This window comes from Candidatus Hydrogenedentota bacterium (assembly GCA_016791475.1).
Lineage (GTDB): Bacteria > Hydrogenedentota > Hydrogenedentia > Hydrogenedentales > JAEUWI01 > JAEUWI01.
Window position 1 is genome coordinate 36,871 of sequence record JAEUWI010000045.1, and the last position, 22,164, is coordinate 59,034.

Below are 22,164 nucleotides of genomic sequence, written 5' to 3' on the forward strand. Positions count from 1 at the left end.
TTGTGTTAGCGTTTTTTCCGATTGCCCGATTCTGTTGCAATCCCCGGTTGGGGTACGATTGGGCGCATTGCACGCCCATCGGAGCCGAGGAAGTCTTTATGCACACCCCCATCGATCTGCGCAGTGACACGGTCACCCGCCCCTCCCCCGCCATGCGCGCCGTTATGGCCGCCGCGGAGGTCGGGGACGATGTATTTGGCGATGACCCGAGCGTCCTTCGGCTGGAAGCCCATGCGGCCCAACTACTTGGAAAGGAGGCCGGACTGTTCTTCCCCTCGGGCACCATGGCCAATCTGGCGGCGGCAATGACCCAGACCCGGGCGGGCGACACGATTATCCTGAGTGAAGAGGCCCACATGCTGCACTACGAGGGGGCCAATGTTGCCCGCTTTGCCGGCCTGTTGGCCCGGCCCCTTGCGGGGACGCTCGGCAAATTCGGCCCGGAGGATGTGGCGCGGATTCTGGTGCAGAAAGACGATCCCCATTGTTCGCCCATGACCCTGGTGGCGATGGAGAATACGGTAAATCGCGGTGGCGGGGCATGTTACTCCCTGGCGGAGACGGAGGCGCTGGGCCAGTACTGTCGAAGCAAGGGGATCCGCCTCCATTGCGACGGCGCGCGGCTATTCAACGCGGCCACGGCGCTGGGCATAACCGTGGCGGCGCTGGCGGCACCGTGCCATTCCGTCAGTTGCTGCCTTTCCAAGGGGCTGGGCGCGCCCATCGGGTCGGTGCTGGTCAGTGATCGTGCGACCATCCACGAGGCGCGTCGATGCAGGAAGCAACTCGGGGGCGGGATGCGCCAGGCGGGTACGGTCGCGGCGGCGGGCCTGCATGCGCTGGAGTATCATGTGGCGGGCCTGGCCGACGATCATCGCCGCGCCCGGGAATTTCGGGCGGCGCTGGAAGAAGCCGGCGTGACCTTTCCCATGCCGTCCCCCACGAACATCGTGATCTTCCATTCCGCCGACCCGCAACGGCAGGTGGAGGAACTCGCAAGCCGGGGCGTGCTGATGGTTCCCTTTGGCGCGGGACGTATCCGCGCGGTGTTCCACCGGGACATCGACGACGACGACCTGGGTGTGGCCGTGCGTCACTCGCTGGCCGTGCTTACTTCTTCCTGAGAAGGTTCCGGCTCGCCGGCGGCGGGAGTCTCCTCCAGGAGCACGGTGGCATCGAAGGCGATGGCGCCATCGTCGTAGCCCGCGGTGACGCGCACTTCGGCGATCTGCCGGGAGCCTTCGAGGGCGGTTTCCATGGCGGCGGCGAAGGTATCCACGGTCTGGCCGCGCAAGAGGCCGGAATGGGCGTAGGGCATGCCGCCTTCACGGAGGACTTCGAGCAGTTCGACGGGCCGCATGCGCATGTAGAGGTCACCGTCTCCGGGTGCGGGCTCGCGGGTCTTGTCCATCGCGAGGGCGTGTTCCATGTGCTGGGGATGGAGGGTAATGCGCAGCCCGGCGTTTTCGGCGAAGAGCGCGGGTTCGAGTACGCCGCCCCAACCGGAAGGGCATCGGACGATGCCGGATTCGAGCCGGTAGGGCACAAAGTCGGTTGGCGCCTGACCGGCGGGCAGGGGCGCGATGGCTTCGGTCAACCTGGGGGCGAGTCCGGACTTCGTTTCGATGAATAACTCGGTTTCGGGGAAGGGGACGATACCGTTGTAGTCGAAGCCGGTCCAGCGCAGGGAGAAGGCGGAGCCAAGTCCGCCCTTGAGTCCGTCGAGCAGGGTGGCCCAGGACGTGCCGGACGCGCCCGTACCACCGAGCACGGGAAGGCCGCTCCAGTACGTGGCGAGTGCGCCGCTGGTCATTTCATCCACGGCGCTCCAGACGCGGGGCAGGGGCGTATTGAAGTCGCCGGCGATGACGAGGCTTCCCTGGGCGGGGACCATGAGATCGCTGGTGCGCTTTCCAGCGGCGAAGGTTTCGAGTTGTGCTTTCCAGGCGGGGGAAACGGTGCTGCGGCTGGAAAAGGTGATGGCCTGGGGCGCGAAGTGCAATCCGAAGTCGGACTGGACGAAGAACTTGCCCAGGGTCTCGTCTTCGTGGAATTGGATGCGTCCCTGCAGGTCGCCGGCGAGGGGTGCGACGGTTTCTTCGAGGGTTTCCACCCCTTCGTCTTCCCGCAGGGTCAGGGCCTTGATGAGGGCCTGGCGCGAGGGACTGAAAACGAGGGTGCGCCCGCGAACGGCGTAATAGGCTTCCGAGTCGCCCATCCTGCGGAGGTGAAGACCGCCCGCGTATTCCACTTCGATGTTGTCCGCGATGCCGTAGTAACGCTCCACGAGGCAGCCGATGCGACTCATGCGGGTTACGACGAGCAGGTCGGAGAACTCCTGAAGATCTGTGCCCGAAACGTAGCACACATCGGAGACCAGATTATTGAGGATCCACTCCGGCAGTCCGAAATCGCTGCTGAGCCATCCGGGGATGTTCTGGTATTCCTCGGGGAGCATTCCCAGACTCCAGAACGTGGAATCGGCGGCTTTCTGTCGGGTATCGAGGAGGTTCTGGGCGCGCAGATGGAAGGTCTGATCGCGGGGTACCAAGCGCTCCATGGGCCAGTTGTCCCGGGTGGTCCAGATGAGCCAGACGAGGAGCAGAGCAAAGGCCGCGGGGAGCAGCTTGCGCATCTGACCGCCGCTGGACACGGGGGCGTCGTAGCTGTTGCGGCGGGGCGGGCTGTAGCTTCGGATCGTCTCACTCATCTCGGGCGGCTTTCTTGATTCGGAATTCCGTGTAGGCTCCCGGGGCGCCTTGTCCGTCGGGGAATGCGGCGAGCACGGACAATCGGGCGGGCAATAACACGGCGCTGTAGCGGGTGGCCGCGTTCCAGGGCTGGCTCGGGCCGCCCTCTCCCCCGCTCCCCGCGGCGAGGACCTGCTGGATCTCCGCGGTTCCGATGGGGGTATCCACACCGAGCCGGGCCGCGGCGAGGGCGTAACGTTCCTGTGCCGCCCCATCGCCCGAGCCCGAATCCGGATCGAGGCCGAGGAGCACGCCGTCTTCCACTTCCCGCACACCGACGGACTTGCCGAAGGAGAGCACGGCGCCGCGCCAGCCTTTCTTGGACTGGCCCGCGACCAGCACCTGATGCCCGCGCAGCAGGGTCGACGCGCGCAGGCGGGCGATGGCGTCTTCGTATTCCGCAGTAAATTGAAGTTCGTGGCGGATGACCAGGGCCGCGCCGGCGCCGCCGAGTTCCGCTTCTCCCAGGTTGGCGTTGCGGGCGAGACACAGGACGAGTCCGGCGTCGTTCATGCCGGTGAGTGCACCGACCTGCCAGTCGAAGGCGAGGGTAATGAAGTTGTGTCCTTCCCCGGGCTCGACGGTGGTGAGCATGGGAACGGCCGCACCGGCCCAATCGAGATTGCAGCCCACAAGAACGGTGTCGTCGGCTGCGCGCGCGCCGGTGACGACGAACTGCGTACCGGAGAGGGCGGCCGCCAGGGGCTCGCCATCCGGTGCGCTCAGTTCCCCGGCGGGCTGAACGAGCAGTGCGCCGTCGAAAGGAAGCCCGGCGCCCGCGGCATAGCCTTCGAGTTCGGCGAGGAGGTCTCCGGCGAGGCCTTGGAGCATCGGCCTGGCCTCCATGCCGAGGCGGGGCAAGGCCACGGATGCGGGGTCAAGCATGGGGGGCCAGAAGCCCCAGAGTGCGCCGGACGGGCGAATTGCGCCGTCGTGTGCGGGCGCGAGAACGCGGTCGTTGAAGCGCGCCGCTATTTGCTCGCGCGCGGTGACGGCCCTTTGGAATCCGCGCTGGAAACCTGGACCGCGAAGGGTGATGGCATAGCTGCCGGGCAGGTCCTGTCGCTTCACGGCGGGATGAGACGGCGCCTCGGCAGTCGCCTGCTCCTTCGAGAGGGCGGTGGCCTGGTCGCGGAGCCACCGCTCCGCATCGGGACCGAAGGGCGTTGCCGCCGGCAGGTAGCGCGGGTCGCCATAGTTGGTGCGGGAAATGAAGGTTCCGATGTGCTCGTTGGCGATACCCACGGCGAACTGAGCGGTCTTTCCGTTGGCGAGTGCATCGTCGCGCAGCGCGAGGGCGATTGCCGCGGTGGGTTCGCCCGGAATAAAGAGGATCTGGAGCCCGTCAACTTCGAGGGTCTGGAAGATTGCCGACGCCGGAAGAACTCCCTGCGCGAGGGATGGGGGCAGGGGCGCTTCGAGATAGGCGGTCTTCAGGGTCACATCGCGGAAGGTCATGCCATTGGCGGCTTCTTTGGCTCGTATGGCGAGTAGCCGCCCGATGGCGTCGACGCGATCCCAGCCTTCGAGGTTTTCCGGGTTACCGGGGGTCTGATCGGCGGTTGCGCCGGGAAGGAAGATGGCGACGCATTCGGGGGTGGTTTGTTCTTCCATGAACCGATAGAACGCGCCGGGGAAATCCGCGGAAAGGTGGTAGCGATGGCTTTCCGGGGCCAGTTCGGGCCGTGCGGACAAACCGGCGACCACGGAAATGGCTTTTCCGTCGGCGTCATCGACACGGATCACGCCGATTTGTTCATCGGCGGGCCCATCGACGACGAAACGATTCCGGGAGAGTGCCTGCTGCTTTGCGGTGGCATAACCGAGGGTTGCTCTTTTCTTCTGGTCGCTGGCGGTCTCCATGGTGGCCACGATGGCCTGGGCGACGATTTCGAGGGTCTCCGGCTGGTATCGTCCGGAGGTCCAGCGCATCACCAGGGACTGATCCATGCCGCCGGGGCCGTTGCGGGTGCCGGTGGCGCTGAGGAAGATGTTTTCTCTGGGCGCGAAGGCGGCGGCGAGTTCGACGACGCGATCGCGAAGGGCCCGGGGCACGTGGGACAGATCGACGCTGACCAGATATACCTTTGTGGTCCCGTCGTCGAGATAGAGGCAGCGGGACCACAGTCCATCGTGTTCGCCGAGGGATTCGCGCCCCATCCGCTCGGGGTATCCGCCGAGCGGGGTGCCCTGGGGGACCGTGAGGCGGGTTTTTGCTGCGCCCGCTTCCAACCCGGAGGCATGCGAGGCGAGGAGCACGAGGAGGGTAATCCCCAGTGCTTTAAATCGGATCATAGAGGTACACCCGCTTGCGTGGCTTCGCTTCAGTTGAATGGGAAGTGGGGAGTTTAGCACGTTTTTGCCCGGAGGATAAATTTCCGGGGCATCAAGGATGAAGGAAAGGTCTGGCGGGCGGGCTGGAAGGACCGGGTCTGATGTGCATTCCCCCCTCCTTTCAGTGGTATAGTAAGGGCTGGTCCGAAGCAGTACACGAAAACGATTGGATTTCGTGAGGAGCCGTACGATGCCCAAAGCACTGGTCGCCCTGGCCCAGGGGTGTGAAGAACTGGAAGCCGTAACGATTATCGATCTCCTGCGGCGCGCGAACATTGAAGTGGTGTCGGCGAGTTTGACGCCCGAGCCGGTGGTGTGCAGCCGGGGTGTGGTGCTGATTGCCGATACCACCCTGGAAAAGGCCGCGAAGATCGAGGATTTTGATGCGATTGTGCTGCCCGGCGGCCTGCCCGGCGCGGACAATCTGGCGGACAGCCCGCTGGTGATGAAGACGTTGAAGCGGATGGCGAAAGAGGACAAGTATGTGACGGCGATCTGCGCCGCGCCCCGGGTGCTGGCCAAGGCCGGGCTGCTGGCGGGCAAGCGGGTGACGGCCTATCCGGGCTTTGTGGATGGGGGCCAGTTTCCCGAGTTGCAGTTTACCGGCGGCGCGGTGGAAGTGGATGGGAAGATAGTGACTTCGCGCGGTCCCGGCACGGCGATGGATTTTGCATTGACGTTGATCGAGCTGCTGTCCGGCGCTTCGACCCGGAAGACCGTGGAGGCTGGACTGAAGCGGTAGCCCGCAGCCTCGTCGACAGGCTGCGGAGCACAGGCAGCTTTCTTGACCTTCGACCTGAGGAGCACGCTGATGCCGGAGCGATTCAGAGATTTTGTGGACCCGGTGGGTCCGAAGGCGGCTATCGACCGACTCGAGCATGATCTGGGGGGACCACCGGTTGTACCGCCCCGACCCGGCCTGCACGGCAAGGTGCTGGGTATCCGCCGGGGTCAGCAGCACAAAGAGGGCAGCCATCGGCTGGATATTACAGTGGGTGGTGAGGAGAGTACGGAAATTATTGTCCGCGTGCCCATTGGCGCTTACGCGGGTTGGGAAGGCAAGAAGGTCATCATGTATCTGGATGAGTGAACCGGGCGCATTGAATGCGCGGGCAGGTTCCACCACCAATTGAGGAGTAAGCATGTTTTTTTCGGGTATCAGTGACGAAGCGGGCCAGCCGATCGACGTACAAATCAAGGCCCATAAGGATTTGGGCTGGAAGCACCTTGAACTGCGCATGGTCGATGGCACGAATATCACCCAGTTGAGCGACGAGGCTTTTGCCGCCGTGAAGTCGGCCGTGGAGGCCGCGGGCATGAGCGTTTCGTGTTTTGGCAGCGCCATCGCCAATTGGGCGCGCCCCATTACGTGTGATCCGCAGATCGACATTGACGATCTGAACCGGGCCATCCCCCGGATGCAGGAACTGGGCACGCGCTTTATCCGCGTGATGAGCTACCCGAATGATCCGAGCAATCCGATTGACGAGCCGACGTGGCGCAAGGAAGCGATTGCGCGGATGAAGACGCTGGCGGCGATCGCGGAGGACGGCGGCATCGTGCTGGCCCATGAGAATTGCAGCGGCTGGGGCGGGCTCTCGGCGGAGAACAGCAATATCCTGCTGGGGGAAGTGGCGAGTCCGGCGCTGCGGGTGGTGTATGACACGGGCAATCCGGTGAGCTACAAGCAGGATGCCTGGGAGTATTACCAGGCGGTGCAGGACCACATCGTCTATGTGCACATCAAAGACGCGAACATCGTGGACGGTGAAGCGGTGTATTGCTATTGCGGGGATGGCCAGGGCTTCGTGCGGGAGACGATCAGCGACCTGCTGGCGAAGGGCTATGACGGCGGGTTCTCCATCGAACCCCATCTGGCGGCGGTGATCCATACGGGCGCAACGACGGACAACAAGGATGAGCTTTACAACTCCTATACGGAGTATGGTCGCCGCCTGATGGCCATCGTCAAAGAGGTGAAGGCCGCCCTCTGAGCGGACCGCGATTTTCCAGCTTGAGACGCCGCGCGGGCATGCTCGTGCGGCGTCTTTTTGTCAGTTTCGCCGCCTGAATTCAGCCGGCGGTATCGAGGAGATCGTGGGTCTCGGGTGCGGGGCTTCCAGCGTGGTTGACGCTGACGCGATCATAGGCCTCGATGAAGGAGCGGTAGACCACGCCGCCATCGTAGCGCTCGGCGATTAGGGGAAGACCTTTGGTCTCGATGTCGCTCGCGAGTTGGGCGATGTCTTCCTGGTACCCTTCGCCGAGCGTTCCGCGAAGCTCTTCGAGCACACCGGCCACGCGCTCATAGTGCCGGATGGTTTCCTCATTTTCTCCGTAGGTCGCCCGGGCCGCTCTGGCTTCCTGCATTCGCTCGAAGCTGTCCTGCAGGATGTGGGCCGGGTGACTCATCTCGGGGAGGTAGAGTGGATCCGTATTGGGCTCGTCGCTGGGAACAACGGTCACTTTCGCATCGCGGTAGCGCTGCGAGACTTGAACTTCATCCACCAAAGGCCGGTGGCTGGCTCCATCCACGTACATGACCAAACCCTCCATTGTTTGGTACCAACTTTATTTTGCGCCGGTTCGTCTATCGGCATATTTGCGCCTGGACTTTAGCGCGTATTGGGCGGGCCACGAAGAAACAACGCAAAACAACAAAAGAAATCGAAAACGAGTGAATCTTTTTATCGCAACTCGACACCGCGTGACTGGGTTTGGAAGTAGAGTTTCTTGAGCAGATCGACGATGGAAGCGGCGGCAACGTTGGTGGAGGGCAGGGAGATGGAAGTGAAGGTGCTACCGTCCAGCCAGGCGTGAAGTTCGCCCTCGGCCTGGGCGAGTGCGAAGGGATTCAGGCCATGCCGCCTTGAAAAGGAGACACCGTAGGAATAGTGCATTGTTTTGATCGATTCATCAATCTTTATGGCGGTTTTGGCTGTTTTTGGATAGGCCAATGCATCGCTGGCGGCAAAACGCTGCCCGACACTTAACTCGGTCTCCTGGGTCAGTCCGAGGGTTATCCCCCGCTTTCGGCTTTCCTGCTTGCACTTCTGCAGAATGCGCTCCAGAATCCTCTTGCCCATGGCGCGCGCCTCATCGGAGGCGTGTAACTCGGCGTTGAGGAGGGTTTGAACCGCTTCGTTCAGGCCATCGACCGACACAAACCCACGGGCGGAATCCAGCTCGAAAAGTGGCTCTGCGCCGTGGCGCACGGCGAGCAAACCCAGGGGACCGGAAAGGCCACGGGCCAGCAGCCCTTCGAGGAAGCTGAAGCGCTCCTGCAGGGCGAGACCGGCGATGGAGACGACGTGGTCCAGCTTTTCCATGAAGCTGGACTCCTTGCCTGCCTCGTAGGCCAGCCTGGGCAGGTTGATGGCCACCTGATCCACCAGGGTCCAGCCGGGTTGCCAATGGGCGCGGCTGTCGCGGTTGGCGGCGCCGCGGGTGAAGTAGAAGCGGACGGCGTAGCCCCCTTCGATGAGGGCGGCGGCCTGGTTGAGGAAGGCCTCGCCCGCCGGCTCCTTGAAGAAACGCTCGTCGATGCCGATGCCCACGACAGGCACGGCCACGGGCAGTCCGCCGGAACGCTGGAGCACTTCGAGGAGCTTCCAGGCGAGTTGCTGGGCGGCGTGCTCGAAGTCGCGATAGCGCTTTGGGGTCTCTCCGTCTTTCGTTTCCAAGCCGACGGCGGGGACTTCCGCGAGAAAGTCGGGGACGGTCCAATAGAGGCGGAGTTCGGTGCCGGTGCCGTCGCCGCCGTGGACCATGGCGCGGTAGGCGAACTCGTAGACGATCATTTGCGCGAACTGGGCCAGTTCCTCGGGGGAATAGGCGGCGACGTAGGGCGCGAAATAGTAATTGACGGCATCCCACGCGAGGGAGCCGGAGAAGTGGGCCTGAAAATTGGCCGTGGCCTTGGCGAGCTGCGCCAGAAAGGTGATGGCGTTGCGCGGGGGCGAGGCGAAATCGGGCGCGCCGGGAAGTCCGACGCCGAACTGGGCGATCATACCCGGCGAGAGGAGGGCCTGGCGGAGTCGATCGACCTTTTCGAGGCCGTGGAGGTGGATGGCGCCCTGGAGATGGGCCTCGCTCACGTGGGGCGAATAGACCCGGGCGAGGGCGTATTCCTTCTTCACGGCGCCCGCGAGGACGTAGTCGGTCTTGACGGGATCGCCGCCGGTGGTGGCGCTGGTCAGGCCGCGGATGATGCGCTCGCAATCATAGAGCGGGACGCCGAGGCGCTGGTGGCGCTCGCGGTACTCATGGAGCCCGTGGGCCACGAGGCGGGCGGCGACCAGCTCGCGCACGAGGGAGGTGGTGAGGGTCTTAATCTCCGCCGCTTCGAGCTGCTGCTCCACCTCCGCCGCGACGAGTCCCGCCATGGCGGCATCGAGGCCGGTTTCCAGCACGAGGGCCTCCACGATCCGCTCGCGGTTCCAGGAGAGGATGGTGTCGCCGCTGGTGCGGACGAAAAGCCCCTGGGTGCGGCCGTGCGCGGAGACGCCACTGCGCTGGGCCTCTTCGAGTTCGCCGAGGAGCAGGCGCATATCGCCCTCGCGGAGGCGGCGGATACGGGCGCGGCGGTCGCGGTAGCGGGCATAGGCAAAGGCCGTGCGGATGTGGGCCATGGAGATAAGGACGCGCTCCACGGCATCGTGGATGTGATCCACGGTGGGCACATGGCTGCCGAGCTGCTTCGTGAGATAGATGGTGACGGCGCGGGCCAAGCTGTCGGCCAGATCTTCATCGTCGCCGCCGATGGACTGGGCGGCGCGGAAGATGGCGTTGGCGATCTTGGCGCGCTCGAAGGGGGCCTCCCTCCCATCGCGCTTGAGGACCGTCGTAAAGGGTTCCGGCGCGCCGACGAAGGGCAGGGGCAGCGACATCTGGGCATCAAAGAGCCCTTCCGGATGGGGTCCGGCGATGTCGGGTTGCTGCTCTGCGGGATCGATGGCCATAAAAAGCTCAACTATGGTGGTCGGGTGCGTGGAATTGCGCCAGAGGGGCACCGAGGATTTTAGCGGATTGCGTGGGGAGGCGGCAAGGCGGGGGGAATTATGAATTATCGCTCGTTCCCAAGCTCCGCTTGGGAACGAGGTAAGGACTTTGTTGGGCACTGGACCGGTCTCGCCAATCGCGTCTTCAGGTTTCAATGCCGCAGCGTCTTGCGAGGGCGGGCAGGTAGTCATCCAATTCGTGATCCAGCATATCGAGCTTGGCGCGCATGAGTTCCACGGCTGGGGCCAGCGATTTGCCTGCACCGTTGCGAAAGTCGAGGCGAGGGTCTTGCTCGACGACGGGAATGGCGGCGATGGTATTGGCCTTTTCGTCGGCGAGGACGGCGCGCCACTGCTCGTACTGAAGTTGGGCTTCGGTGAGTTCTTCGGGACTGTGCATGGACGACGCTGCGAAAGTCCGAAGGAACTCGCGGTGGCGGGCGGAGGCGTAGAAGTTCGCGTGGCTGCGGGCGACATGGTAGAACCAGCGCGCGGGTGATTCTTCCGCACGAAAGGTGGGCATGCAGCGGGGCGGCACCAGGGGCCGGGCGGCATCGAGGGCGTCGACCGCGCGTTTCAGGGCCTCCTCCATTTTGCGATAGTAGCGCCCGAAGGTTTCGGCGCTTCCGCGCACGTCGTCTCCCCGTGCATCGCGCAGTACGTGTATGGAAAGTTTCCCGTTGCGCTTGAAGCAGTCAGGCAGGGGCACATCGGGGTTGGCGAACATGGGATGGGCGGGCCCGAGGTAGTAGGGTCCGCTGAAGTAGGGCGGTTGCTCCGGAGACCAGGCGATGGCCTCCGAAACACTGGCCCAAGCCTGGCGCAGGAGGGGCGCGGCGTCTTTCCCGGCGATGCGCTGGGCCAAGGCCGCCAGCACGGGTTCCTTCCCCGGTGCGGGTGACCAGGCGGCATATTTGTACACTTCGGCGCTGGTGGCGCCGTAGCAGGGTTGGAACCAGGGAAAGACCCAGGCGCCGTCCGCGCCGGAGGCCGCGAGGGCTTCGGCGCGATCATACCAGCGATCGAGACAGGGGATGTAGGGCAGGCCCGGGGCCTCAAAGGCCAACTCGGGTTCGCTCTTCAAGAAGACGGGAATCCCGCGCGCTTTACACGCCGCGATCTGGCGCTTTGCCCGATCGGTTGGTCCGATGAGATCAATGCTGTAATCCCAGATGAGCTTGTTGACCCCGCCCTCTTTGGTCACGGTCCCGTCTTTTTCAATTTCCGTGAGCAGAGCGGTGCCCGGCATGAGCTTTTCGATGAAGCCGGACTGCATGTCGTCGGCGGACCAGAACATGGCGGCGGAGTAAGGCCAGGCGACGACGAGGGCTTCCGGGTTGGCCTCGCGCGCGGCGGCGGCCAGGGCGTTGCATAGGTTGGACACGACGGCGTCCGCGCCGAGGGGTTCGCAGCGGGCGCAGTTGGTGTGGCCGATGGAGACGCCGGCCGGGCGCATGAAGCAGTGCTGAAATTCCTCGCCTCCGATGATGATCAGGACTCCGTCGAGTGGAACGGCCTCAAACAATCCCCGGATGGATTCCTGGAGGTACTGGCGCATCAGGGAGGCTTCCGTGCAGAGGAGATAGCCTTTCGGGGGCTGATCGAGGAAGTAGAGCGCCTCCGCACCGCGCAGCTCGGGATGATTCGTGAGGATTGGGGCATCGGCGGGATAGAAATCCCACATGCGCAGGGGCAGGTAGGTCTTCAGGCCATAGCGCCGCGCCTCACGGGCGCTCTGCGCCAGGCGTTCCAGCAGTTCGGGCTTCTGGAGCGCCGCCAGTTCTGGAATGGCCGTGCTGAAGGACAACTCGTGAAGGCGAGCGGCGGCGTAGGCCCGCGATCCGATTTCGGGGGTGAGGATGACGGCATTGTTCCCCTGAAAGACCACGTCGCGACAGGAGCCCGTCCAGGGAACGGCGCCGACGCGTGTATCGAGGCGCGCCGAAGTCGTGGACTCCCCCAGCGCAAGGACAGGCGCTGAACGAAACCCCATATGATCGACCAGGTTAACCACAGCATCGCGCAACGCGGTCGGTGTTCCCGCGCGCACAACGACGCGGTCGGCGGCGACGGAAATGGTGAAAGCGTTGGTCAGCGGGGCGGCTCCGTCCACCTGGAGCACGAGCGCCTTTCCCTGTGCGACCGACGCGTCCGCTTCCCGCCGGATGGGAAGGTCGAGGCCCATGCGTTCCTTCAGGAACTCCGCAAGATGCTCCGCCATGAGGGTGGTCACGGGTTCGGCCGTCACATCCACGACGATGGCCCAGTCCGGCGCGAGTGCGACCTCACTCTCGGAAGCGACCGCGCCGGGATCGGACGTAAAGCGCGCGAAATAATCATGGGAAAGAAAAGAGAAGGGGCCCGCGAGATAGGCGTCATCGACGGCGTCACCGAGGACGGGACATGCCCCGAGCAGGGCGAGAAGCAGGACCGGCAAACGTCGCATGGCAACTCCTTCGAAAACAAGGACGGCCGCCCCTTTAAGGGGCGGCGCCCATGGTTCGTTTTTCCATTCGAAAGCCCCTGGTCCGCGCGGTTTGCGTCAGCGCCTGCGGGGTCAATCCATGATCCAGGCGTTGCCTTTTTTCTTGAGGTTGACGGACATTTTTCCGCCTTCGTCGTTGAAGACGATGGTGGTGTTGTCGCCTCGGATGTGGAGGCCTCGGAGGGCTTTTTCGCGGGTTGCGGGGTCGGAGACCATTTGTTTGGTCATGGCCATGAACTGTTCTTTGCCGACCTGGGCGATGAAGTCGTCCATTTGTTTGGCTTTTTCTTCGCTGGTCATTTTTCGGATGGTGTCGAGGTCGCCTTTGCCCATGGCTTCTTCGAATTTGAGGTAGGTTTTCATCTGTTCGGTGGCCATGGCTTCTTTGCCCTGGAGCACGGTGACGGGGGTGGATTTCTGCACGGGGGCGCTGAAGGAGATTTCGTAGGCGAAGGCGGGTGTGCCGAAGTCGGCGTTGCCTTCATCGGAGCCGTCGATGGCGCCGCTGAGGACGCCTTTTTCCACTTTAAGGCTGTCTACGCCGCCGGCGCCGCCGCTGTGGGAGAAGAAGGGCATGGAGGTTTGGGGGCTGTCGACGGGCACGTAGACGGTGCCGGTGACTTCGGGGGTTTCGGCTTTGGGATCGAAGCGCAGGAGGATGCCGAGGAGTTTACCTTCGCGGCAGAGGGTGTCGAGGTTGAAGAGGATGGGCGATTCGAGCTCTGCGGGGGCGATTTCTTTATCGCTGAAGAGGATGCGGAGCTGGGGTCCGTCGCCCATTTCTTCGGCGTCGTCGAAATCGAGCACGAGGACATGTTTGAGGGGGATATCTTTTCCGTTGACGGTGAAGGTGGCTTTGAGCTTGGCCTCTTCGGCGCTGGCGAGGGTGAGGAGGGCGCATGCGAGGAGGGTGACTGCGTATTTGATCATGGGTTCTCTCCGTTGGTTGGGATCGAGTCTGGGGTTGGCTGGTCCGGGCTCGGGGCATGGTGAACAGCATAGGCCTATGCGGACCAAGAGTCAATAGTAGGTATGGAGTATCCTGTGCAGCGCTTTCGGGGTGAGGTCCCGGCTCAATCCTTTTGTTTTCCGGCCTTCTCGGGCGCGCCGTCGGCGCTCATGACGCTGCCCTGTTTCTCGAAGTCGTCCAGAACCTGCTGGAGCATGGCGCGGATGCTGGCGGCGTCGGGGGACAGGGTGGCGGCGTTCAGGGGCTTTGCCTCGTCGAAATCGCTGGCGACGTGATAGAAGCGTCCGTCGCCGTAGAGCTTGTAGTCGGTGGTTCGTGCGGTGCGGCCGCGTCGGGCGCTGTTGTCGCCCCAGCGGGGGTCGTAGTGGGCGAATTGCCAGGGCTTGGGTTCATAGGGCTGGCCCTTGAGCAGGGGCAGAAGGCTGCGTCCGTCGAGCCGACCTTTATAGTCGGAAACGCCGGCGACATCGAGCAGGGTCGGGAAGAAATCTTCGAAGCCGACGAGCCCTTCAAAGGTCTGACCGGGCTTGATGGTTCCTGCCCACCAGGCGATGAGGGGCACGTGGGTTCCCGCATCGGTGAGGCTGCCTTTGCCGCCCTGAAGCATGCGCCCTTGAAACGGGGACGTGATGTTCCGGTTGGTACCGTTGTCGCCGGTGAAGAGAAAGAGGGTGTTTTCCGAAAGGCCGAGAGAGGCCACGTGGTCGACGAGCCGCCCTATGTTCTTGTCCATGTAGGTCACCATTTCGGCGAAGTGCCTGGGGTTTTCCGCGTAGCGGTCGCCACTCCCCCACTCCGCGCTGTCGGGGGTGGGCACGAAGGGGTTGTGGGTGAGGGCCATGGGATAGTAGAGGAAGAAGGGCGCGTCTTTGCTGCGGGAGACGAAGTCGATGGCGAAGTCGCAGAAGATGTCGGGCCCGTAGGCGTCGGGATCGCGGGGTAGTCGCTTGCCGTTCTGCTCGATGAGGGGATTCGCGTAGCGCTCGCCTTCGGGCTTGCGCGCGCTCAGTTGCCAGAGGCAGTGTTCATCGAAGCCGAAGCGCGGGGGCAGGGTGCTGTCGTAGCCGAGCTGCCATTTCCCCACGATGGCGGTTTTGTACCCCACATCCTTCAGGGCGTGGGCGAAGGTCTTTTCTTCCGGATTCATGTAGGCGAATTGGGTATAGTTGCGGAAGTTGTGTTTGCCGGTCATGAGTTGGACGCGCGTGGGGGTGCAGAGGGGCTGGCTGTAGGCGTGGGTGAAGCGCATGCCCTCGCGGGACAGGGCGTCGAGGCGGGGGGTCTTGTAGTGGGTGCTGCCGTTCGCGCCGATGCACTCGTAGCCCAGATCGTCCGCCATGATGAGGATGATGTTGGGCGGCGCGGCCGGCACGATCCTTACGAGGCTCAGGAGTGCCAGCACGATAATGATGTGACGGGCGAAAGACGGGGAGATCATAATCATTCCTTTCCGGTGTCCGGAAGCGGGCGCGGCTTCTGGCATCACGCGGGGACAGCATTTTTTGCATGTGTCAAGACGATAGCACACATTCACCCGACGCACGATGTGGTTTCGGGGTATGGCCCGTTGGGCCAGTTGAGGGTAACAGTTGACGGGCGCGCATGCAATCCGTTCCAATAGACCTTTGATTTGCGCGAACCACGACGCTGGAGAGATCAACCCGATGTTCGGACGCCCCCATACCCCCCGCCCCCGACTGTGGCCTGCCTGTGTACTTCTGTGGCTCGTGCCGAGCCTGGGGTGCGTTGCGGAGGAGGCTGTGCTGGGGACGAGCGCCAGCGGGCACTACCTCCGCTTTCGGGAGCGACCCATCTTGATCGCCGGCGACAGCGGAACGCAGTGTGTGCTGCAGAACGGAAATCTGGACTTCCACCGCTGGATTGATGATTGCGCCGCTTCGGGGTTGAACACGGTTCATGTCTGGTCCTTTGTTGCGCCGCGACAGAAGCTGGATGGGTCGGAGGTTGAAGCGCGCTATGGCTATGTATTTCCCGGGCTCACGCCCTGGGCGCGCAAGACTTCGGGTGCGCGCGCGCACGATGGCGGATACCAGTGGGATCTTCATCAATGGGACGAGGCGGGCTACTGGCCTCGCTTTCGGGCGCTCTGCGCGGCGGCGCATTCGCGCGATCTGCTGCTCGGCATCACGGTATTCTGGGGCTGGCCCAAGCATGGGTCGGACTGGATCTATCATCCGTTTAATGTTGTGAACGGCGGGCCGATCACGGAGGAACCCCGTCCCCACGTGACGCTGGTGCAACAGATCGCCTCGCCCGGCACGGAGGTGTTGGGGGAAGCGTGGTCGGAGGCGTGGCCGCCGGCCAAGAAGAACCAGTGGCATTGGGAGCGCTTTGCGGAGAAACTCATCACGGAGACGTCGGCCTACGACAACGTGTTTTTCGTGTTCATGGACGAGCACTCCTATAGCGATGGGAATGGCGCGGAGCATTTTCGAGCATTCTTTCAGAAGCGGGGTTGCCTGTGGACGGATCGGGAACTCCGCCGCGCGGAGGTGGACTTTGTGTTTGACCCGGTTACGCATCGGGACGAGGGCGGTCGCAATCCGGAGTGCGTGGAGCGCTTTTTTCGCGATCCCGCGCGTCCCTTTATGATTTTGGAGGGGGGGCCCTATCAGGGGGAGATCGCCCGGGTGAGTTTCTGGACGGCACTGATGGGCGGGGCGGGCATGGTCTATCACAACGACGCCGAGCAGGAGACGGTTCACACGGGGATCATGGGCTACGACCCGAATGTTCCCGGCGGCGATACGGGGGCGACGCGTCGGCAGTGGCTTGGCTTAGCGAGCCGCTTCTTCAATACGTCAATGCCGGATCTTGACGCGATGGCGCCGCACAATGAGCTGACGGGCAGCGGCGCCTTCTGTCTTGCGCAACCGGGAATGACCTATGCTGTATACGCGCCACCGGGCGGTGATGAAGAGGTGAGCGTGGATCTTTCCGGCGCTCCGGGGCGCTTTACGGCGCGCTTTTACGAGCCGACAACGGGAAACTGGCAGGAACCGCAGACGGTGGACGGTGGCGCGCGGGTGACCCTTGCGCGACCTTCCCCCGCCGATTGGGCGCTGTTGGTCACGAAAGTAACGCACTGATCGAAGACTGAAACGCGCAATGGCCCGCGAACGGGGTCTGGAGGCGAGAGATACTTGAGGCTGCTGCTTGCCCTTCTGTTGTGCCAGTTCAGCGCCGGGCTGGAACTTCCGGCGGGCTTTGACCCGGCGGCGTACTATCTTCCCTCCGCCGGTGATCGGGGTGATTTGGAGTCACCCCGGGGCGCGGCGGAACTGGCGGAGGGGCTGGTGGCCCATGGCGCGCCGGAGAGTCTTGCCGTGGCGGAGTCTGTGCTTGGCGCCGTGCTCGACGCGCAGGAGACCCGGCAGGGCGCGGCGCACCGGGGGAATTTTCGCTGGCGTTTCGCCGAGGGTGCGATTGGCGATCTGAATTCCGTCGAATTTACGCTGCGCCATTTGATTCCACTCATGATTGCCCATGGTGATCGTCTCTCGGGGCCGTTGCGCGCGCGTATGGACGAGGCGATACGCCTTGGGCTTGAGGAGATAGCACGCAAGGATGTGGACATCTCCTACACGAATGTCGCGGCGATGGACTGCATGAACTCGATTCTGGGCGGCGAATGGCTCGGTGAGAGCGCGTTTTCCGAACGGGGCTATGCGCGGCTGAAGGCGCTTGAGGCGGAGACCCTGAGCCACGGCACTTTTCGGGAGTACAACACGCCTACGTATACCCGTGTGACGCACGAGGCCCTGACGCGCATCGCGCGTTACACGAGGAACGCGGAAGCGGCGGTGCGCGCGCGGGCCTTGCGAGCGCGACTTGCGCTGACGGCGGCGCTGCACCTTCATCCAGGCAGCGGGCGCTGGGCGGGTCCCCATGGCCGGGGTCACTACCTGAGCCGTCCGTCGGAGATTGAGGCGGAGCGAGGCTACCTCGAGCGTTGGATCGAAATGGGGAATGCGCCCGCCGGCTTTCAGGCCATGCTGGACCAGCGTCCCCTGCCCTATTCCGTTTGGGAGTCGGCGCACGAAGGGCTGGGACTGGGCCTGATGACCTGGATGGATGAGGCATTTACCATGGGCACGTCGACCCGTGAAATCAGCCGCCAGAGCAGCGTCTTTCTGGTTCAGGGGATGCGGGCCGACGGCGCCCGACCCGCGCTGGCCTACGCCAAATACCTGATCGACAGCCCGGAGGACGGTGGCGAAGGGTCTACGCGAATGGGCCGCAACGAGCAGGGCAAGTTTCTGGGGGTGCAATGGGGGACACGGGCGATTGGCCTCTATGCGCCGCGCACGCTGGAACATCCGGGCAGCGTGGTTCCGGCATCGCTGAACCGGTTTCGGAGCGCGAAGGCCGTGGTGGAGTTTTCGGGGCGCGAGGAGAACGACGGTCAGTGGGCGAGGACCGCGTTCGTGGATTCGTTTCCTCACAAACTGAGCGCGGGTGAGGTGGTGGTCGTGGAATGCGGGAGTGCGTTTGTGGCCATCCGCCCGCTTTCACGGGACGATCTGGGCCACGGGGCTCCCCTGCGGCTGGTGCGTCGCGACGACGGCGTTCTTGCGCTTGAGATGTATAACTATCTTGGGCCGGAGACGGTATTCTGGGAGATGGACCGGGAGAGTCGGTTTTTTCAGGGGAAGCCGCGGTGCGGCTTTTATGCGGAGACGGCTCCGGTTTCCGCGTACGCGGATGGCGCCGCCTTCGCCCGTGAGGTAGCTTCGGGAAGCTTCGTGGATGAGGCGTCTCCGCCGGTCACGAGTTACCACGATGGGGCGGTAAGGCCGTGGACCGTAAGTTATACGCGCGGCGGCGAAACGCTGGGGATTGAGCTTGATCTCCTCGCCTGGTCGCTCACCCGGCGCTGGACCGAGGCCGGAGCACTGGGCTGGCCGCTGCTGGAATCTCCGCTGGCGAGGCAGGACGGGAGCGGCCACGTGGCCGTGGGCGGGGCGTCGTTGACGTGCGGTCCACACCCGGCGTGGCTTTTCTCGCTGCCGGAATCGGACTTTTATGTGGCGGGCTATCACGGTGAGGCGTCGCGGCTCACCCTCGACACGCCGTCGGGGCGCGTCACGGTACCTTCCATGGGGACGGGCGTTGTGACCTGGCACCGGGGCGAGGTGGAGTTGGACGCGTTGCATACCGGCGAGATAATTGTCGAGAGGGGGGCGCGGTGAGCGAAGGCTTTGGAGTCTTTTATTCGGTTCGGGCCGGGTGATACTATTTGTTCCGAACCACTTGCCACCTTCGTCACCCATGCCGTCTTGAGATTGTTCCGCCATGAAGTTCAGTCCGCTCCACGCCCTCCTTGCCACCCTGTTTGCCCTGGCCGCTTCCGGCTGCGCGACGGTGGAGTCCCTCCCGGCAAAAATCGAGTTGTCGGCCCGGGTGGTCAATGTGACGCGGTTTCTACCGGATGGCTTTGCGCAGGATGGGAGCGTGAGTTATCAGCGGGAGATTCAGGAAGCGCTGGATCAGAGTCCGGACGGTGCGACGATTGTGTTCCCCCCTTCCATCTATCGGCTGGAGTCCAGCCGGGGCCTGCGGATTCCGGCGAACCGGACGGTGGTGCTGGATGGGGCGACTTTCCTTCTGGCGGGCGAGATCGACGAAGATGGCGAAGCGTTCCTGCTGGACGGTGTCTCGGAGGTGACGATTCAGGGGGGAACGATTATCGGGCGACGGGATGTGTGGGCGGAGTCGGTGAATGTGGCGGGGATCCGGGTGCGGGGCAGCGGCAGCCATATCCGGGTGGAGCGAACGCGCTTCTACGACCTTTCCAGCAATGCCGTGGGGATCTTTGGCGATAGTCTGGACCACCCCATCCGCCATGTTTGGATTGTGGACATTTACGCGGAAAACTGCTGCAACCTCTACTATGATTACCTGACGGACAAGCGGGGACCGGCCGAGGGCAGCGTCCGCGAAGATCAGGGCAGCGTGTGCCTTTACAATGTGTCGGATTTCGTGGTGCGTGGGTGCTATCTGGATGGATCACGGTCGGACGGCACGCACTTCAAGAGCTGCCGCAACGGCCAGATCTCGGACAATCAGATCTTGAACAGCGAGATGGGCGGTTTCTTTCTGGAAGGCTGCCAGAACGTCATTGCGACGGGCAATATCATGCGGAACAATGGATCGCGGGGCTGCACCATCGAGCGGGACAGTACGGACTGTGTGCTGAGCGACAACATTGTGGAGCGGAGCGGTCGCGAGGGCTTGTGGGCGCCGGACGTGGCGCGGATTGTGGTGTCGGGCAATCTATTTCGCGAGAACGGCCAGAAGGACGACGCGGAGAAGGACTCGGAGATCCGGATCAACGATGAATCGCGCTATCCCACGGTGCCGGCGGATATCCGTATCGAGGGGAATATTTTTCAGAGTACGGCGCACTGCAACAGCGTGATCCAGGTGAATGCGGGCGCGGGGCCGGGGATCGCGATCTGCAACAATACCTTCACGGGGCCGGTGCGGGAGCTGGCGATCGAGTCGAGCTTTGAGGTGCTCGTGGCGGGGAACGCGGGGCTGGATTGACTGGGGGGAAGGACTTAAGGGACTTAAGGGACTTAAGGGACTTAAGGGACTTAAGGGACTTAAGGGACTGAAGGGACTTGAGGGACTGAAGCTGAAGGGACCTGAAGGGACTGAAGGGACTGAAGGGACTTGAGGGACCTGAAGGACCTGAAGGACCTGAAGGACCTGAAGGACCTGAAGGACTCAGGGGGTACTCATTGAAGTCCGGTGGGGCGTTGCGATCTATTCTTGGGCGGGAGGCGCTGGTGGATTGCGACAACGCCCCCCGCGCTTTCCTGGGGCTGTTTGGGGCTTGCTCAGTGCTCCACGCGATCCGGTCTGGTGTATTGCTGCATGATCATGCCGCCGGTGATATTGGCGACGTTGTTGAAGCCGTGCTGTTTCAGGATGCGCGCGCCGACGTGGGCGCGGAGTCCGGACTGGCAGATGACGGCGGTGGGTTGGGCGGGATCGAGGCTGGCGAGTCGGTCGCGCAGTTCCTCCACGGGGATGTGGATGGCGCCGGGCAGTCGCATCTGGGCGAACTCGGCGGCGGTGCGGACGTCCACGATCTGGAGCCCCTCAAGTTCCACTTTCGGCGAGGCAATGGACGTGGCGGCGTCGAGGTGATTTGCGGCGACGAAGGCGGCCATGTGGATGGGGTCTTTCGCGCTGCCGAAGGGCGGGGCGTAGCATAGGTCGACCGAGGCCAGGTCGAAGACGGTAGCTCCAAACTGCATGGCGGTGGCGATCACGTCGATGCGCTTGTCTACCCCATCGCCCCCCACGGCCTGTGCGCCCAGAACTTTGCCGCTGGCGGGATCGAAAATCAGCTTGAGGAGCATGCGCTGGGCGCCGGGATAGTAGCCGGCGTGGTTTCCGGCGGAGACGGTGACGGCGAGGGCATCGCGCTGGAGGCGCGCGGCGAGCTTTTCGCTGAGGCCCGTGGAGGCTGCAACGCAATCGAAAACGCGCACGATGGCGGAACCGAGAACGGCGCCCATGGGTCGCGCGTGGCCCGTGGCGGCGTGCTCTCCCGCGATGCGCCCGGCGCGGTTGGCTGGTCCCGCCAGGGGAATGCGCATGGCGGTGCCCGCAAAGGTATGAGGATACTCCACGGCATCGCCCGCCGCGTAGATGTCGGGGTTGCTGGTCTGAGCGAGGTCGTTGATGACAATACCGCCCATGGGGCCGATGGCGAGTCCAGCGACCTTGGCGAGTTCCGTGGACGGACGCACACCCATGCCCAGGATCACGACATCGGCCGGAAGCACGACACCGTTGTCCAGGACCACCGCGCTGACCGAATCGCCTTCGGTTTCAAAGCCTTTGAGTCCTGCGCCGGTGTGCACGCCTACGTCGTGCTTGCGCAGTTCCTCCTCCACGATGGCGGCCATTTCGGGGTCGAGGGGTGCGAGCACCTGTGGCGCGAGCTCCACCACGGAGACCTCCATGCCAAGCTGGTGAAACTGCTCCACCATTTCGAGGCCGATGAAACCGGCCCCCACCACGACAGCCCGCTTCGGGGCGCGCTGTTCGAGGAAGGCCTTGATGGCATCGGTATCTTCCACATTGCGCAGGGCAAAGACGTTGGAAGCGCGCGCGCCGGGGATGTCCGGCACGATGGGGGCGGCGCCGGGCGCGAGGATGAGCTTGTCGTAGGACAGGGTGAAGCGCTCGCCGGTGGCGTGGTTTGTGCCTTCCACCCGCTTTTCCAGGGGAATGATCCGCGTGACTTCGTGGCGCAACTTTACGTTCACACGGAAGCGCTGCTCGAAGAGGGACGGTTTGGCGACGAGGAGTTTCTCCCGGTCTTTGATGTCGCCGCCGAGATAATAGGGCAGTCCGCAATTGGCAAAGGAAACGTAGCCGTCTTTTTCGAGGAGGGTGATCTCCGCCGATTCATTGCAGCGGCGCGCGCGGGTGGCCGCACTGGCTCCGCCGGCAACGCCGCCGATGATGAGAATTTTTGTGGGCTGGTTCATGTGTGTACTCCTTACCGGGCGCGTCGGGACGCGTCACTTCGATGATGGACCCCCGCGTTATATGATACGCTACGGCAACCTGAAATCAACT

Annotated in this window: 15 protein-coding genes; 7 read left to right on the forward strand and 8 right to left on the reverse strand. The window is 63.6% G+C overall.

Translation table 11 applies throughout. From position 1 onward, the window contains the following. Positions 1–98: 98 nt before the first annotated feature. Positions 99–1,124, forward strand: a complete 1,026-nt coding sequence (locus tag JNK74_20840) for an aminotransferase class I/II-fold pyridoxal phosphate-dependent enzyme (protein ID MBL7648630.1) — start codon at positions 99–101, stop codon at positions 1,122–1,124. On the opposite strand, the gene JNK74_20845 is transcribed toward JNK74_20840, so the two are convergent. After that, positions 1,094–2,710 (reverse strand): hypothetical protein, encoded by a 1,617-nt coding sequence (locus tag JNK74_20845; protein MBL7648631.1) that lies wholly within the window; start codon positions 2,708–2,710, stop codon positions 1,094–1,096. The two genes, JNK74_20840 and JNK74_20845, sit on opposite strands and share 31 nt — an antisense overlap. Further along, on the reverse strand, positions 2,703–5,045 hold the full coding sequence (locus tag JNK74_20850; protein ID MBL7648632.1) for a neutral/alkaline non-lysosomal ceramidase N-terminal domain-containing protein: 2,343 nt from the start codon (positions 5,043–5,045) through the stop codon (positions 2,703–2,705). The genes JNK74_20845 and JNK74_20850 overlap by 8 nt, the downstream gene beginning before the upstream one ends. A 229-nt stretch (positions 5,046–5,274) precedes the next feature. Between JNK74_20850 and JNK74_20855 the strand changes: the two genes are divergently transcribed. The 3 genes from JNK74_20855 (at position 5,275) to JNK74_20865 (ending at position 7,078) form a co-directional block, all read left to right on the forward strand. After that, the gene (locus JNK74_20855; protein MBL7648633.1) at positions 5,275–5,826 is read left to right on the forward strand and encodes a DJ-1/PfpI family protein; all 552 of its coding nucleotides are present in this window, start codon (positions 5,275–5,277) and stop codon (positions 5,824–5,826) included. A gap of 69 nt (positions 5,827–5,895) precedes the next feature. Next, entirely contained in the window at positions 5,896–6,174 is a 279-nt protein-coding gene (locus tag JNK74_20860; protein ID MBL7648634.1) for a hypothetical protein, read from the forward strand. A gap of 52 nt (positions 6,175–6,226) precedes the next feature. Continuing rightward, the gene (locus JNK74_20865; GenBank protein MBL7648635.1) at positions 6,227–7,078 is read left to right on the forward strand and encodes a sugar phosphate isomerase/epimerase; all 852 of its coding nucleotides are present in this window, start codon (positions 6,227–6,229) and stop codon (positions 7,076–7,078) included. A gap of 79 nt (positions 7,079–7,157) precedes the next feature. Here the strand turns inward: JNK74_20865 and JNK74_20870 are convergent, their stop codons facing one another. The 5 genes from JNK74_20870 to JNK74_20890 form a co-directional block, all read right to left on the reverse strand. Then, entirely contained in the window at positions 7,158–7,625 is a 468-nt protein-coding gene (locus tag JNK74_20870; GenBank protein MBL7648636.1) for a hypothetical protein, read from the reverse strand. A 146-nt stretch (positions 7,626–7,771) separates the two neighbouring features. Beyond that, positions 7,772–10,045, reverse strand: a complete 2,274-nt coding sequence (locus JNK74_20875; GenBank protein ID MBL7648637.1) for a hypothetical protein — start codon at positions 10,043–10,045, stop codon at positions 7,772–7,774. A gap of 184 nt (positions 10,046–10,229) precedes the next feature. Further along, on the reverse strand, positions 10,230–12,530 hold the full coding sequence (locus JNK74_20880) for a hypothetical protein (protein MBL7648638.1): 2,301 nt from the start codon (positions 12,528–12,530) through the stop codon (positions 10,230–10,232). A gap of 111 nt (positions 12,531–12,641) precedes the next feature. Then, positions 12,642–13,499, reverse strand: a complete 858-nt coding sequence (locus JNK74_20885) for a hypothetical protein (GenBank protein MBL7648639.1) — start codon at positions 13,497–13,499, stop codon at positions 12,642–12,644. Positions 13,500–13,642: 143 nt separating this feature from the next. After that, positions 13,643–14,977 (reverse strand): sulfatase-like hydrolase/transferase, encoded by a 1,335-nt coding sequence (locus JNK74_20890; protein ID MBL7648640.1) that lies wholly within the window; start codon positions 14,975–14,977, stop codon positions 13,643–13,645. 322 nt (positions 14,978–15,299) lie between these two features. On the opposite strand from JNK74_20890, the gene JNK74_20895 reads away from it, so the two are divergent. From JNK74_20895 to JNK74_20905, 3 genes are all read left to right on the forward strand, one after another. Then, on the forward strand, positions 15,300–16,649 hold the full coding sequence (locus JNK74_20895; GenBank protein ID MBL7648641.1) for a hypothetical protein: 1,350 nt from the start codon (positions 15,300–15,302) through the stop codon (positions 16,647–16,649). A 54-nt stretch (positions 16,650–16,703) separates the two neighbouring features. Then, positions 16,704–18,752, forward strand: a complete 2,049-nt coding sequence (locus JNK74_20900) for a hypothetical protein (protein MBL7648642.1) — start codon at positions 16,704–16,706, stop codon at positions 18,750–18,752. A gap of 103 nt (positions 18,753–18,855) precedes the next feature. After that, on the forward strand, positions 18,856–20,109 hold the full coding sequence (locus JNK74_20905; protein MBL7648643.1) for a right-handed parallel beta-helix repeat-containing protein: 1,254 nt from the start codon (positions 18,856–18,858) through the stop codon (positions 20,107–20,109). 296 nt (positions 20,110–20,405) lie between these two features. On the opposite strand, the gene JNK74_20910 is transcribed toward JNK74_20905, so the two are convergent. Further along, entirely contained in the window at positions 20,406–22,073 is a 1,668-nt protein-coding gene (locus tag JNK74_20910; protein MBL7648644.1) for an FAD-dependent oxidoreductase, read from the reverse strand. Between the last annotated feature and the right edge of the window lie 91 nt (positions 22,074–22,164).

What these genes read in the sequence shown, in the direction of transcription:
- JNK74_20840 (MBL7648630.1), top strand. Translation starts at nt 99, where the DNA reads ATGCACACCCCCATCGATCTGCGCAGTGACACGGTCACCCGCCCCTCC.
- JNK74_20845 (MBL7648631.1), bottom strand. Translation starts at nt 2,710, where the DNA reads ATGAGTGAGACGATCCGAAGCTACAGCCCGCCCCGCCGCAACAGCTAC.
- JNK74_20850 (MBL7648632.1), bottom strand. Translation starts at nt 5,045, where the DNA reads ATGATCCGATTTAAAGCACTGGGGATTACCCTCCTCGTGCTCCTCGCC.
- JNK74_20855 (MBL7648633.1), top strand. Translation starts at nt 5,275, where the DNA reads ATGCCCAAAGCACTGGTCGCCCTGGCCCAGGGGTGTGAAGAACTGGAA.
- JNK74_20860 (MBL7648634.1), top strand. Translation starts at nt 5,896, where the DNA reads ATGCCGGAGCGATTCAGAGATTTTGTGGACCCGGTGGGTCCGAAGGCG.
- JNK74_20865 (MBL7648635.1), top strand. Translation starts at nt 6,227, where the DNA reads ATGTTTTTTTCGGGTATCAGTGACGAAGCGGGCCAGCCGATCGACGTA.
- JNK74_20870 (MBL7648636.1), bottom strand. Translation starts at nt 7,625, where the DNA reads ATGTACGTGGATGGAGCCAGCCACCGGCCTTTGGTGGATGAAGTTCAA.
- JNK74_20875 (MBL7648637.1), bottom strand. Translation starts at nt 10,045, where the DNA reads ATGGCCATCGATCCCGCAGAGCAGCAACCCGACATCGCCGGACCCCAT.
- JNK74_20880 (MBL7648638.1), bottom strand. Translation starts at nt 12,530, where the DNA reads ATGCGACGTTTGCCGGTCCTGCTTCTCGCCCTGCTCGGGGCATGTCCC.
- JNK74_20885 (MBL7648639.1), bottom strand. Translation starts at nt 13,499, where the DNA reads ATGATCAAATACGCAGTCACCCTCCTCGCATGCGCCCTCCTCACCCTC.
- JNK74_20890 (MBL7648640.1), bottom strand. Translation starts at nt 14,977, where the DNA reads ATGATCTCCCCGTCTTTCGCCCGTCACATCATTATCGTGCTGGCACTC.
- JNK74_20905 (MBL7648643.1), top strand. Translation starts at nt 18,856, where the DNA reads ATGAAGTTCAGTCCGCTCCACGCCCTCCTTGCCACCCTGTTTGCCCTG.
- JNK74_20910 (MBL7648644.1), bottom strand. Translation starts at nt 22,073, where the DNA reads ATGAACCAGCCCACAAAAATTCTCATCATCGGCGGCGTTGCCGGCGGA.